Raw genomic sequence first — 14207 nt, 5'->3', positions numbered from 1 at the left:
CTGCCCGTCAGGAGTAGCCTTCTTCATCCACGGGGACAGTTGCACGGCCATCCAATGCCTCGCTTATTGTGACTGCGGCCGTAAGCGTCAGAACCAGAGCTCCGAGAAAACCGAATCCGATCCCGACAATCGCAGCCAAGCGAAACAGAATGGCGTGCTCGCCGTCGAGCACCCCGGGGACAACATTCGGCTCGCCAGGATCTCCAGGTTTTAACCAGGGAGCCTGCTGGATCAGAACACCTGCATCGCTCATCACCAGTTCGCCTTCGTCGACCCAAAGACCGTTTTCCATGTCTGAACTGGCGCTTGGAACCTGACTTTTGTTGTATGCAGAATCTCTGAAGCCCTTACCTGAAGGGTCGGAGTTTTCTGCACTCGCTTCCGCTTTGGTCGCCCGATAGAGCTCGACCAACTCGTTCAAACTTGCCGCTTCAAAAATGTCTTTAAGTGCGCGAATATGCTGATTAATTCGCGTTTCAGAGACGCCAAGTTCCTGCGCAATGACTTTGATCGGAACGCGCCGATCTATGCGCTCAATCACAGCGCGCTGACGCTCAGTCAGCTTTCTGGGCGCTGCGGACGGCATGACTTTCTCCTTGCAAAAGGTATCATATAGTTAATTTTTCATCGCCCGTCATTTTCTTTGCCGGATCGTATACCGCATTCAACGAATTGAATTGGTCAGGCAGCGGTGCTGTTGATGCCCAAAGAAGACAGATACTTCTTCACATTTCGGGCCGCCTGACGGAGCCGTTGCTCGTTCTCAACCATAGCAATGCGAACGAACCCCTCGCCTTCCTCGCCATAGCCAACGCCCGGTGCGACGGCGACTTTGGCTTCTGTGAGCAGTTGCTTGGAGAACTCCAGGCTACCCATTTCCTTAAGAGCTGGTGGTAAAGGCGCCCATGCAAACATCGATGCTGCAGGGGGAGGGATATCCCAACCAGCGCGTGCAAAAGAGTCGACCATCACATCGCGGCGTTTGCGGTAAAGCTCACGATTCTGTCTCGACTATGTCCTGAGGCCCATTCAGCGCCGCACATGCGGCAGCCTGGATCGGAGTGAAGGCGCCATAATCGAGGTAAGACTTTACGCGCGTCAAAGCCGCGATCAGTTTTTCATTGCCTACAGCAAAGCCCATGCGCCAACCGGCCATCGAATAAGTCTTGCTCATGCTGGTGAATTCAACCGCGACATCCTTCGCGCCCTTCACCTGCATAATCGAAGGTGTGGGCACGCCGTCAAAATAAAGCTCGGAATAGGCAAGATCGGACAGCAGCCAAACCTTGTTCTCTTTAGCCCAAGCAACCAGCCGTTCGTAAAATGCCAGATCAACCGTCTCGGCAGTCGGGTTAGAGGGGTAACTGACCACCAACACGCTTGGCCGCGGCACGGTGAAGTCCATCGCACTTTCGAGCGACTTCCAATAGCTTTCATCTGGGGTCGTCGGGACCGATCGGATCGTCGCACCGGCGATGATGAAGCCGAACGTGTGGATCGGGTAGGAAGGATTGGGCGCGAGCACGCAATCGCCCGGTGCCGTAATCGCGGTCGCAAGGCTTGCCAGACCTTCCTTTGATCCCATCGTCACAACCACTTCGGTTTCGGGATTCAGCTCAACCCCAAATCGGCGTGCGTAGTAATTGGCCTGTGCCTTGCGCAGACCCGGAATGCCTTTTGATTGGGAGTAGCCATGTGCGTCGGGCTTCATAGCCACTTCACAAAGCTTGTCGATCACATGCTGGGGCGGAGGTTGATCCGGGTTGCCCATGCCTAGGTCGATAATGTCCTCACCCTGCTGGCGCGCAGCGTGACGCATCGCGTTGACCTCCGCAATCACATAGGGCGGCAGCCGCTTCATGCGATAGAATTGGTCATTCATTGCAATTTGTCCCCTGATTGCGCAATCAAGTCATACCTCGACATACGTATGATACTAAGCCTTTATCGGTCGATGTGGGAAGGCGTTTTCGCTAAAGCATACCCAGACTCGCACAACTCATTTGCACCACGCCGAGCAAAAGGACCAATGGGATATGGCCCAGCACGATGATAGCAGTGGGGACAGCAACCCGATGGATGCCTTAGGATCCATGCTCTCGATGCAGGGCAAGGCCTTGCAAGATATGTTTGCCAAGCTGACACAGAATGGCGACGGCGAAGGCGGCGCGCTCGAGCAACTGAAAGCAATACTACCTGATGGGATCGGAGCGGGCGAGCTGGGCGAATGGGCCAAGGCCAGCGCCCAGATGCAGAAGATGTGGCTGGAATTTGTCGCAAATCAAGCATCGCAAACTGCAAAAGGCAGTGTTTCGAGCGGCTCCATGCTCGACCCTGCTCAATGGCTCACCATTTCTCAGGGCATGCTGAAACAGGTGCCAAGCAGCATGGTGGCCACCCCATCGAAGCTAGCGCAAGACACGCTCCAGCTTTGGCAAGGCGTGTTCAATAGTTTTGCCGGACCTTGGGGTGGCCAGTCCGAAGACAAGGAAAGGGCCGATGCCCTTCCGCACAAGGATCGTCGTTTCGCCGATCCGGCGTGGCGGGGACATCCTGCTTTCACGCTTCTGCATCAGACCTATCTGATGCTGACGGAGTATTTTCAGCAATCCGTCAAGAGCATTGACGGGTTGGACAAGGAGAAGCGCAAACAACTTGAGTTCGCAGTCACCGCGCTTTCCGAGGCTTTGAGCCCGGCCAACTTCCTGCTGACAAATCCGGCGGTAATGAAGCGTACGATCGAGACCAAGGGGCAAAATCTAGTCCGCGGGATGGAGCACCTGATTACCGATATGAAGCGCGGTCAGCTAACCCACACCGATCCAGATGCTTTCACTTTAGGCGAGAACCTAGCCGCGTCGCCAGGTAAGGTGGTGCACGAAACGCCGCTATATCAGTTGGTGCAATATTCGCCTTCGACCAAGGACGTATACGAAGTGCCGCTGGTGATCTTCCCGCCGTGGATCAACCGCTTCTACATCCTCGATCTGACGCCGAAGAAGAGCTTCATTAAATGGGCCGTCGATCAGGGCTTGAGCGTGTTCGTGGTCAGTTGGAAGTCCGCCGACGACAGTTTGGGCGAAGTTGTCTGGGACGATTACATTGCGGCACAAATCGACGCGATCGATCAGGTGCGCGAGCGACTGAAAGTGCCCAGCGTTCACACAATCGGATATTGTGTGGCGGGCACAACCCTCGCTGCGACACTGGCCATTCTCGCGCGGCGCGAGGAAGCGGATAAGGTCAAATCAGCCACCTTCTTCACAGCGCAGGTCGACTTTGAGAAGTCAGGTGACCTCAAGCATTTCATTGATGATGGCCAGTTGGAGATGATCGAGAACCTCTCGCCGCAAGGTTATCTCGACGGTCGATACCTCGCCGCTACCTTCAACGCGTTGCGCGGCAAGGACCTGATCTGGAATTATGTCGTCAACAATTACCTGATGGGTGAGGACTATCCTGCGTTCGACCTGCTCCACTGGAACGGCGACGTCACCAACCTGCCGGCCAAGTGGCACAATGACTATCTGCGAGACCTGTATCGCGACAACCGCTTGGTCAAACCTGACTCGCTCTCTGCCAACGGCACGCCGATTGATCTGACCAAGGTCAAAACACCAAGCTTCGTGCAAGCGGGCCGCGAAGATCACATAGCCCCGCCCGAAAGCGTATGGCGCATCACCGAACACTTCAGCGGACCGCTCGAGTTTCTATTGGCTGGCTCGGGCCATATCGCTGGCGTGGTCAATCCGCCGACCGCGAACAAATACCAATACTGGGTTGGCGACAACAAAGCTGCATCTCTCAAAGACTATATCGACAGCGCCGAAGAGCATCCGGGCAGCTGGTGGCCGCATTGGATGGACTGGCTCGAAACGCAGGACGCCGCCAAAGTGCCCGCAACCGGCAAACGCAAGCCGGGCGGTCGCGGGGACAAGGTCATTGAGGACGCTCCTGGCCGTTATGTGAAGACACGATAAAGCGAGATTCCTCTTCACTTATCGGCCTCAAATCCGTGCTTAATCTCAATATTTCAACGCTATAAGCCATTTTTGTGCACTGCACAAAAAACCCTTGACTTCGCAGTTGCAATGTCTATTTTGTGCAGTGCAACATGAAACGAGGTAATCATGGCTGATACGAACTCACAGTCGAAGATCGATGCTGCTGCTGAGAAAGCTTACGAAGAAGCTGCCGCCAAAACGGCTGCTCCGAAAGTTGCTCCGGCAAAGAAAGCCGCTCCGGCTGCCAAGAAGGCTCCAGCGAAAAAGGCACCGGCCAAAAAGCCGGTAGTTGCCAAAACCGCTGCTAAGAAGCCTGCCGCGAAAAAAGCGCCGGCCAAGACCGTCGCCAAAAAAGCTACTGCGAAGAAGGCTCCAGCCAAGAAAGCAGCAGCTCCGAAGAAAGCACCTGCCAAGAAGCCAGTCGCCAAGAAGGCACCGGCCAAGGTGGCAGCAAAGACCGAAACCAACCCAGTTACGAAATTGAAGGACACCATCATGGCTACCGCAGAAAAGACCGATTTCACCGCACAAGCCAAAGAAATGGCCGCTGACGTTCAAGAGCGTGTAAAAACCGCTTACGCCAAGTCGAGCGAGTTCGCTGGCGAGTTTGGCGAGTTCAACAAAGCCAATGTCGATGCAGTCGTCGAAAGCGGCAAGATCTTCTTCACCGGCGCACAAGATCTGGTGAAAGACAATGTTGAGACCGGCAAGACTGTCGTCGAAACCGTCACCGAAGACGCCAAGAAAATGGCTGCTATCAAGTCACCGACCGAGCTGTTCCAGCTCCAGGGTGAACTGGCACGCCGCAACTTCGACGCTGTTGTGGGCTACGGCTCCAAGCGCACCGAAGCATGGGTCAAGCTCTACAACGACGCGTTCGCTCCGATTTCGAACCGCGTGAGCGTTGCTGCCGAGAAGATCTCGAAAGCTGCCTAACTAAGAACTTCCTGGACCGGGCCTCTCCTCTCTCTCCCAATCCCGGTTCAAGAAAGCGCGCTTTCTATAGCGCTGGGCCGGATAGACCGCACATGGTCTATCCGGCCCTTTCTTTTTGTTCCTTGTGAACCGACTGGAAGGGAACCCGTTGTAGATGTGTGGCGACTTTCGCCTCTTGCGGACCGGCAATCGTTTCCCATAATGAAGGGCCAATGGCACATCCCCGCATCAATTCAGCCCAACAGGGTTCAGCGCGACCACTCGCGTCGATTGTGGCCGCGGGTGACAAAGATGCCGATCAGGACACCGATGGCGAAGCAGGCGTCGCGACCAAAACACGCGCCAAGCCCAAGAAGCCGAGCCAGTACAAAGTCCTGATGCTCAATGATGACTACACGCCGATGGAATTCGTCGTGACGGTTTTGAAGCGTTTCTTCGGAATGGATCTGGAGCAGGCAACCCGTGTCATGCTCCATGTCCATCAGCGCGGCGTGGGTGTGTGCGGGATATTCCCTTACGAAGTGGCCGAAACCAAGGTCAATCAAGTGATGGACTTCGCGCGTCAGAACCAGCACCCGCTTCAATGCACGCTTGAAAAAGCGTAAGGCACGGCGGTGCTAGGACACCCCGAACCTGATCCCATCGGCCCCGGTCAAGAAAGCGTCTGGGATTATCCCCGCCCCGCCATTTGCGAACCGACACCTCGGCGCATTCAGGTGATCCATCGTGGAGTAACGCTGGCGGACACCGTGGCTGCCTATCGCACGCTCGAAACCAGCCATCCGCCGACCTACTACATCCCGCCAAAAGATGTCGCTTTCGAGTTTCTCGAGACAAATTCGCACCGATCGCTCTGCGAGTGGAAGGGGCAAGCCGCATACTTCGATGTAAATCTGAAAGGTGAGCGGATCGAGGCCGCAGTTTGGTGCTATCGCAATCCCACTTCGGCTTTTGCTGCAATCAAGGATTACCTCGCCTTTTATCCCGACCCGTTCGATCAGTGCATGGTCGATGGAGAGGTCATCACCCCTCAGCCCGGCGGCTTTTATGGCGGGTGGATCAGCCAATACGAAGCTGGCCCATTTAAGGGCATACCCGGAAGTCGTTTCTGGTGATGCAGCGTCCAATCCCAAGGCCGTTACACATCGCCCCATGACCCGGCCGATTTTTCCCGCTATGGCCGAAGACATAACGCAAACCTGAGTCCAACCGCGCCGACGTGTTCAACTTCATCCCTGCCATTGATCGCTACGTCTTCCGGCTGACGATTGTGCCGATGTTGGGCGTGTTTGCGCTTGCGGCGTCGTTGTTGCTGCTTGACCAGATGCTGCGTCTGTTCGATTTCGTCGCGGTCGAAGGCGGGCCTATTGGTGTGGTATTCAAGATGCTCGCCGCTCTGATGCCGGAATACGCCAGTCTGGCGATCCCGCTCGGTCTTTTGCTCGGTGTCTTGTTCGCATTCCGGAAACTGGCGACCACAAGCGAGCTCGACGTTATGCGAGCGCTAGGCCTGAGCTACGGCCGTTTGCTGCGCGTGCCATATGTTCTCACCGCCATCCTCATGGCAATCAATATCGGCCTCGTCTTTTACGTTCAGCCGGTCAGCCAGTATTATTACAAGCAGATGGAGTACGAGCTGCGCTCGGGCGCGTTGGGTGCCTCGATCAAGGTTGGCGAGTTCACTACGCTTGCAGACCGCATGGCTCTGCGCATCGAAGCCAGCGAAGACGAAGGACGAAAACTGCACGGGATCTTTGCCCGTGTCGCCAATGAGAAAGATCAGGTTCTCTCAATCAGCGCGCGCGAAGGCTCATTCCTGTCCACTAGCGACAACCCGGATACTATCATCCTGAGATTGACCGAAGGGACGATCGTTCAAGACACTGGCTCGGAAGATCCGCGCGTTCTCTCGTTCAGCAAACATGACCTGCCCATCGATCTGCCCGCGATTGAGGAGTTTCGTGATCGCGGCGAAGGTGCACGCGAGTTTATCCTGCCCGAATTGCTCAAGATCGGCTGGTCACCCGACCGCGAAGAGGCCGATTTAAGCGATGCCAGTCAGGCAACCTTCCACTTCCGGCTGGTTGAGTTGGTCATGATGCTGCTTATGCCGCTGCTAGCAGTGGCTTTGGCGATCCCGCCCAAACGGTCAAGCAGCGCCCTAGGCGTGTTCGTCTCGATCGTGATGGTGGTCTCCTATCACAAGGTCAATCAGTACAGCGAAGACCTCGTCTCTCTCGGCCGGTTCGATGCGCTCACAGCCTTCTGGATCCCGTTCTCGCTCTTCGCAGCTTTGATCATCTGGATGTATTATCGGGTTGCTTTTGTGCCTGGCGGTCAAGCGATCGGCGCGCTGGAATCGGTGTTCTCCAAGATGAGCAAGCGGGTGGGCAAACTCTTCGCCCGCAAACGCCCCAAGAACGCCGAAGAAACGCCGCAGGACAGTGCGCGCTCAGGCATGGCTCCGGCAGAATAGGCGTAGGTAGGATCCATGCAGCTTGATTTCTTTCCTTCGCGCACGCTGACGCTTTATCTGGCGAAGCTGTTTATCGTCCGCATCTTTGCCGTGCTGGTGATGCTGGTGCTGGTGTTGATGATGCTCGATCTGCTGTCACGCACCGGCGATATTCTGACACCAGAGGGCAACGGGCAGGCGGAGATATGGAAGTATGTCTCCTTACGTGTGCCTCAGCTGGTCTCGCGTTTCCTGCCTTATTCGGTCTTGTTGGCCACTCTCATTACGCTGGTAACGCTCAACGCCAACAGCGAAGTGGTCGCGATGAAGGCTGCCGGGCTTTCTGCGCATCAGGTGCTTGCGCCCTTGCTGCTGACGGCAGGTGTGATTGCCTTGCTGAGCTTTGCTTTCAACGAGCGTGTCGTGACGCGGGCCAATTCAACGCTCAAAGCGTGGGAGTCGGTCGAATACGGCAAGATACCCGAAGACACAGGCACACGCGCCAATGTCTACCTGACAGACGGGAAGAACATTCTGACCGCGGAAACGCTTTCGGGTAGCGGCGGCGGAATCAGAATGTCCAAGGTGACATGGTACGAACGTTCTCCGAGCGGCCTAATCAGACAACAAATAACAGCGGATTCCGCGACGTTCGCCAATCCCGGCTGGCGGTTGGAAAGCCCGAAGCGGTTTGATGTTGGCAGCGCAGAGGCGCAGGACATCGACGCACTGACCGTGGGCGAAACGCTGACACCTGAACGCATTGACCTGCAATCGGTGGACCCGGACGGGCAGTCCTTCTTTGAGCTGCGCGAGACGATTGACGCTTTCGAAGCGCTCGGTCGGCGGACATCCGAAATGCGCGCCAAATGGTGGCACCGCATTTCGGGACCGCTCTCTGCGTTCCTGATGCCGTTGCTTGGCTCCATTGCCGCCTTTGGCCTTGCGCGGTCAGGACAACTCTTCGTGCGCGCACTGATCGGCATGGCTTTGGGCTTCGCCTATTTCGTAGTCGATAACGCCGCGCTCGCTATGGGCAGTTTCGGCGGCTATCCGCCCTTCCTTGCCGCATGGGCGCCGTTCTTCCTGTTCCTGCTGGTGGGTGAGACTGTCCTTATCAGGACAGAGGAATGAGCGACGACTGGTCGCTGCGGCTCGCGCGCAAAGGCGATGCCGAACATATGCCTGCCATTGAAGCCGCCGCAGGCAAGCTGTTTGCAGGCATAGAAGGATTGGCAGGTATTGCGGGAACGCACACTCTGCCGGTCGACAAGCTCGAGAAGTACATCCGCAAAGGTCATTGCCTTGTCGCGCATGTAGGCGACGCCATGGCGGGCTTCCTCGTCAATGAGCCGTTCTCGCGCGAGTTGCATATCTGGGAAATGGATGTGCACCCTGATTATCAGCAACGCGGCATTGGCGCAGGGCTGTTGCGCGCTTGTCTGATCGACGCGCGCAATTCTGGGTTCAAGGCGGTGACGCTGACCACCTTTGTCGATGTTCCGTGGAATGCCCCCTTCTATGCAAAGCTGGGCTTTGAAGAAGTCACCGCACTAGACGCCCACCCGCGTTTGGCTGGAGAACTGGCGGTCGAGGCCGATCACGGCCTACCAGCCGAGCGCCGTTGTGCGATGATTGCGTTTCTGGACTAAGCCCTATCGCGGGAGCATCGTGCTTTTGGCGATCCGTCCAACAAGGTTCAGCATGCCCGGATGGTTCGCACCTTCATAGGTCGAGCCTTTGCCCAGCTCTCGTGCCAAGCGGCGATGCGCTTCGGGCAGGTCGTGATAAGGCATGGATGGCATCAGGTGATGCAGCGCGTGATAGCGCAGGCCCACGGGCGCCCAAATCTCGGCAGCCAAACCCGGAGGCGGCACGTTCACACTGTCGAGATATTGCGCAGTCACCGTCATCGGCTCTCCTTCGTTCTCCCAAAGGTGGGCAACAAGAGTTCGCAGCTGGTTCAATGTCGCAGTCAGCGAGAGGATCGCAAGCGCAACGAGCAATGGCTTCCAGCCAAGAAATTGCGTGCTTGCCAGAAGGGTCCATGACCACACAAACACACCCAGCTCTTGCCACGCCACGCGCTTCTTGAAGTCACCCGTCGGTGCCTTGCGGCGGAAATCCGGATTGATCGACAGCGATGAAGCACGCTCCCATGTCAGGCGCCGCACAACAGGGATCACCATGCCCAGCGGCACAAGCACCGCGGCGCGGACAATAAGCGCGATCGGGGCAAGGATCGCCACAAGGACGAACAAAGGCAGGCTCCACGGCTTCATCAGCGCCAGCGGAAGGTATTCCGGATCCTCAATCGTACCATATTGTGTGCGCTTGTGATGGATCACATGCACACCTTCATACATGAAACTCGGCGTAAGGAGCGGGATGCCAACCAGCAGGTTCCAACCAGTGCGGAAGCCGGGCAGCGCGTTCTTATGAATATGCGTCAGTTCGTGAATGAACATCAGCGCACGGTACATGGCGAGCGATGCAATCAACCCAGCGAGTACCGCAATTCCAATATTCTCGGTCAAAATGGCAGTCGCAATTCCGGCATAGCCGATGCCGACCGAGAAAAGCATATCGGGCCAATAGACGTTGCCCTTCGCCTCTCCCAAGTCCTTTGTGAGGTCACGTGCGGCACGCAGCATGTCCTTGTCATCCAGAGTCTGGAAATCGGCACGCTTCGCGCGCTGCGAAGCTTTACCAGAGGGCGTCGACTGCGCCGGATCAAGGCTAGGTTGAATGTTCATAGTTTCAAATTCCAGCGCCGCCTTACCGCAATTCGGCCCGCGCTTCCAAACAAGATGTGCCCATAAGAGTGATCGATTGGGTTGCGCCTATCCATTTCGCGCGACACACACGCATTGATCTGACGCAAACAACTACGGGAAACATCGCGTGACGGACGCAGAAATAAGGATCGAGGAGGTCAGCGACAAGCGTGGGCGTGCCCGCTTCGTCGATCTGGGACGGGAATTCGCCGCATCTTTGGAAAATTCGGTCCCGCAATTGCGCGGCGAACAGCTGGAGCTGGTCAATCCAGACAAGAACCCGTTTTTTCTGCACGGCAAGGTCGCCTTCTTCATCGCCACGCGCAGCGGACGCGATGTCGGGCGGATCACCGCGCATCTCGATCATATGGCCATCGCCCAACCGGCCGAGCAAGGGTTTGGCCCCGGTACTGGCCTATTCGGATACTTCGACGCGGAGGATCAGGCGGTAGCCCACGCTCTTCTTTCCCGTGCCGAGGAATGGCTGCGCGGTGAAGGCATGACCCGTGTGCTCGGCCCTATCTCGCTTTCGATTTGGGAAGAACCCGGTCTGCTTGTGAAGGGGCAGGACCACGCGCCCGTCATTATGATGGGCCATCATCCCGCAAGCTATGCCGGATGGATCGAGAGCTACGGCTTCACCCGAGCCAAGACGCTGTTCACCTACGACCTCGATATCAGCAACGAGTTTCCACCGCTGGTTCAGCGCATCGTCAAATCGGGTGCGCGCAACAGCCGCATCAATGTGCGCAAAGTCCGCAAGTCTGATTGGGATGCCGAAGCTGCAACAGTTCTATCGATCCTCAACGACGCGTGGTCAGACAATTGGGGCTTTGTTCCCTTCACACCAGAAGAAGTGGCTTATGCAGGCAAAAAGCTGAAAACGATCATCCATGAAGAACTGAACATGATCGCCGAGGTCGATGGACGACCGGTCGCCTTCATGCTCACCTTCCCCGATATGAATGACGTGCTGGCCAAGACTAACGGCAAGCTGTTCCCGACCGGCTGGTTTCACATCCTTCGCTGGCTGAGGAAACCCAAGGGATCGGACATGCGCGTGCCGTTGATGGGTGTGCTCAAAGAGTTTCAGAACTCGCGCATGGCCAGCCAGTTAGCCTTTATGATGATCGACGCAATCCGCAAGGAAGCCAATGGCACATTCGGTTCCATACGCGGCGAGATCGGCTGGATCCTTGAAGACAATCAAGGGATGGTCGCGATCGCTGATACGATCGAAAGCAAGATCAACCGCGAATACGCGATCTATGAGAAAGGTCTGGCGTAGGGCCAACCAACGAAAAAAGGCCTCCACTCGTATGAGTGGAGGCCTTTCGGGATCGTATCACCAGCCGCTTGGACGGGAGGGGGGTCTCGGCGGTGATACACTGATAATGCTCGCCGCAGAAAGCGGTTCCCGATGTGCGAAATTATTTTCCGTCCGGCGCAAAACTGATCAAGTACATACGGGGCGGGGGCTTTCCGAAACCGGCCATGTTGGAAAGCATCGGCTATTGCCCCGCACCGATAATTTCCTACATCGGCCCACAACCGCAATTGCAGAATCGGAAAAACAACCATGTCTCTTGGCCAAATCGTTGCGACCAACCTGCCGTTTCTGCGCCGCTATGCACGCGCTCTGACAGGATCGCAGTCTGCCGGAGACGCATTTGTGCGGGCCACACTTGAGGCTGCGCTCGCAGATGAAGAGCTTAAGGCGTCGTTTGAAGGCGGGCGTATCCCGCTCTACCGGGCCTTCAACAAGATCTGGTCGAGCGCTTATCTGCAAGTCGAAGACGCCGACAGTGAGACCGGCGAACATGAAGCTGGCGCCCAAGACAAGCTCGGCGCCATCACGCCGCTGAACCGTCAGGCCCTGCTGCTGACGACACTGGAAGACTTCTCACCTGCGCAGGCAGCTGAGATCATGGAACTCGACACCCAAAAGGTCGAAGCGCTCGTAGCCGAAGCGGTTGAAGAGATTGACCGCGAACAGGCGACATCCGTCCTGATTATCGAAGACGAGCCGCTGATCTCCATGCAGCTGGAAGACCTCGTCAAATCGCTCGGCCATGATGTCTATGGCACTGCCGCCACGCGCACACAGGCGCAGGAAATTGTGGCGAACGGCAATCCCGGTCTGGTTCTGGCGGATATCCAACTGGCCGATGGATCATCGGGCTTGGATGCGGTTGACGATATCCTCGCGATTGGCAGCGTGCCGGTGATCTTCATCACCGCCTTCCCCGAACGCTTGTTAACCGGCGACCGGCCAGAGCCGACCTATCTTGTCACCAAGCCATTCGATGAACGCACGGTTCGCGCCGCGATCAGCCAAGCACTGTTTTTCGGCTCAACCCGCCCGATGGACTAAAGGCCCACTCTGCCGGACCTTGAATTCGCCTGCCTCGCGGATCGGGACCCGCACGACGCAATTGACGCCTTGCTTGCGGAAACTCAGCTCCACCGGGTTGCGCAGTTCGTGAGCGACAATCTTCTCAATCAGCTCGATGCCAAATCCGCGCGATCTTTCGTCTGGCACCTCGGGTCCGCCGCTTTCGGTCCAGACAACTTCGGCGAGCCCCTTATCAATCTGGGTCCAGATCACTTTTACCGATCCGCCATTGACGCTTAGCGCTCCGAACTTAGCAGCATTCGTCGCCAGTTCATGCATAGCAAGGCCGAATGACAACGCATCATTGGGAGCCAGCTCAACCTCCGGACCTTCGATAAATACAGGATTGTCCTGTGAGCCCCGGAAATGCTGAAGCTCCGCCTCGATCACCGCGCGCATCGGGATCGTGCCCCAATCGGAATGGGTCAATAGGTCGTGCGTAGCGGACAAAGCGCGGATGCGGCCCTGCAGACTATCTGCGAACTCATCCAGATCATCGGTGCGCCTGCGCGTGAGAGACAGGATGGAAAGCACATTAGCGAGCGTGTTCTTGACGCGGTGGTTCAGCTCCCGCGTTAGCGAATTGCGGATCGAGTTCTGCTCTTGGTAGAACTCAAGCCGCGCCTGATCTTCAAACGCCTGCTGGGTCAGCAGACGCGCGAGCATCAACAGCAAGACCGCCACCGCCAGCCCGAACATCAGGGTCAGCATCGACAAGGGCGCCAATACGCCGCTCTTGGGCCCTTCAACAACCAAGGCCATCTGCCGGTTGCCTATCGTTACGGTCTGCTCGACGCGCTCTTGCATGGCGTCTTCGATATTGCGCTGGGCAAGCAAGTGCCCACTGGTTATCTCACCATCATAGAGCCGCACGCCTATTTCGCTTGGCCCGCCGCGCTCCAACGCCGCGTCGAGAAAGTCAGAGGCATTGAAGGGCGCGTAAATGAACCCGCCTAGCTCACGCTCCTCGCTCTGGGATTTGTAGATCGGCATCACGATGAGGAAACCGGGCGCTTTGCTTTCACCTTCCTGTGCGATCACAATCCGGCCTGAAGCCGTTGGCCTGACAGTGCGGCGCGCTTCGTCGAGCGCAGTTGCACGGATCGGATCGGACATCATATCAAATCCCAATGCCCGGCGGTTCCGCACATTCTCTGGCGCAAACAACGTAACGATGGCTTTGCTTTGGGACAGATCGCCGGTTCGCTGATCTTCGGGACTCTCGATCTTGATCCAACCGAATCCGTCGCCCCCCGTATTCTCCACATCGAGCCGCAATTCAGCGACAAACTGGCCGAACAGGCGCGGGCTCACATCGTCGTATCCCGCGAAGAGCGCGGCGCCGGCGCGAAGGTACGACGAAAAACCGGTTCCGCGCCGTTCAAGCGAGCTGGCAATCGTTTGCGCGTACTCGGTCAGCTGCGCTTTCTCTTTGTTGCGAGCGTTGCTCTCAATCGCAAAGACGCTCAGCGCCGTGCTGGCAATAATGGCAAAAAACAGCGCAAACGGAATGGCGCGTGGATAGGCGGCAAGCCACTGGCGTGCGCCTGACACATTGGGTGCATCATTCTCGAGTTGCGATTCCGCAGCCATCCAAACACCGGTCTCCCATCGATCAAGGAACAATGCATACGCTTGAT

General features: G+C 56.8%; 12 protein-coding genes and 1 pseudogene. 9 read left to right on the top strand and 4 right to left on the bottom strand.

What is annotated here, in order from left to right; all coding sequences use genetic code 11:
• Positions 1-7: 7 nt before the first annotated feature.
• Both AC0V6K_RS09430 and AC0V6K_RS09425 read right to left on the bottom strand, forming a co-directional pair.
• Complete coding sequence (locus tag AC0V6K_RS09430; RefSeq protein WP_472621608.1) at positions 8-586, bottom strand: helix-turn-helix transcriptional regulator; 579 nt, start codon at positions 584-586, stop codon at positions 8-10.
• Positions 587-681: 95 nt separating this feature from the next.
• Positions 682-1882: pseudogene (locus AC0V6K_RS09425) on the bottom strand (LL-diaminopimelate aminotransferase).
• A gap of 154 nt (positions 1883-2036) precedes the next feature.
• Between AC0V6K_RS09425 and AC0V6K_RS09420 the strand changes: the two are divergent.
• The 7 genes from AC0V6K_RS09420 (at position 2037) to AC0V6K_RS09390 (ending at position 9047) form a co-directional block, all read left to right on the top strand.
• Positions 2037-3980 carry a PHA/PHB synthase family protein gene (locus tag AC0V6K_RS09420; RefSeq protein ID WP_472621606.1) on the top strand — a complete coding sequence of 648 codons (1944 nt, stop codon included), beginning with the start codon at positions 2037-2039 and terminating at the stop codon, positions 3978-3980.
• A 150-nt stretch (positions 3981-4130) separates the two neighbouring features.
• Positions 4131-4940: a phasin family protein gene (locus AC0V6K_RS09415; RefSeq protein ID WP_472621604.1), complete on the top strand. Its 810-nt coding sequence runs from the start codon at positions 4131-4133 to the stop codon at positions 4938-4940.
• Positions 4941-5152: 212 nt separating this feature from the next.
• A complete protein-coding gene (clpS, locus tag AC0V6K_RS09410) occupies positions 5153-5545 on the top strand; it encodes an ATP-dependent Clp protease adapter ClpS (protein WP_472621602.1) in 393 nt (130 codons plus the stop codon).
• 36 nt (positions 5546-5581) lie between these two features.
• Positions 5582-6055: a DUF427 domain-containing protein gene (locus tag AC0V6K_RS09405; protein ID WP_472626096.1), complete on the top strand. Its 474-nt coding sequence runs from the start codon at positions 5582-5584 to the stop codon at positions 6053-6055.
• Positions 6056-6159: 104 nt separating this feature from the next.
• Complete coding sequence (locus tag AC0V6K_RS09400) at positions 6160-7416, top strand: LptF/LptG family permease (RefSeq protein ID WP_472621600.1); 1257 nt, start codon at positions 6160-6162, stop codon at positions 7414-7416.
• Between the two features lie 15 nt (positions 7417-7431).
• A complete protein-coding gene (gene lptG, locus AC0V6K_RS09395; protein WP_472621598.1) occupies positions 7432-8529 on the top strand; it encodes an LPS export ABC transporter permease LptG in 1098 nt (365 codons plus the stop codon).
• Positions 8526-9047: a GNAT family N-acetyltransferase gene (locus tag AC0V6K_RS09390; RefSeq protein ID WP_472621596.1), complete on the top strand. Its 522-nt coding sequence runs from the start codon at positions 8526-8528 to the stop codon at positions 9045-9047. The genes lptG and AC0V6K_RS09390 overlap by 4 nt, the downstream gene beginning before the upstream one ends.
• A gap of 3 nt (positions 9048-9050) precedes the next feature.
• On the opposite strand, the gene AC0V6K_RS09385 is transcribed toward AC0V6K_RS09390, so the two are convergent.
• Positions 9051-10151, bottom strand: coding sequence for a fatty acid desaturase family protein (locus tag AC0V6K_RS09385; protein ID WP_472621594.1), 1101 nt, complete (start codon positions 10149-10151; stop codon positions 9051-9053).
• 148 nt (positions 10152-10299) lie between these two features.
• On the opposite strand from AC0V6K_RS09385, the gene AC0V6K_RS09380 reads away from it, so the two are divergent.
• Positions 10300-11460: an N-acetyltransferase gene (locus AC0V6K_RS09380; protein ID WP_472621592.1), complete on the top strand. Its 1161-nt coding sequence runs from the start codon at positions 10300-10302 to the stop codon at positions 11458-11460.
• A 291-nt stretch (positions 11461-11751) separates the two neighbouring features.
• Positions 11752-12546, top strand: coding sequence for a response regulator (locus AC0V6K_RS09375; RefSeq protein WP_472621590.1), 795 nt, complete (start codon positions 11752-11754; stop codon positions 12544-12546).
• On the opposite strand, the gene AC0V6K_RS09370 is transcribed toward AC0V6K_RS09375, so the two are convergent.
• Positions 12526-14160, bottom strand: a complete 1635-nt coding sequence (locus AC0V6K_RS09370) for a CHASE domain-containing protein (RefSeq protein WP_472621588.1) — start codon at positions 14158-14160, stop codon at positions 12526-12528. The genes AC0V6K_RS09375 and AC0V6K_RS09370 overlap by 21 nt on opposite strands.
• Between the last annotated feature and the right edge of the window lie 47 nt (positions 14161-14207).

The sequence above is a fragment of the Erythrobacter sp. S43 genome, assembly GCF_057364955.1.
The sequence above is the reverse complement of the archived record's forward strand: the minus strand, read 5'-3'. Positions and strand labels throughout refer to the sequence as shown.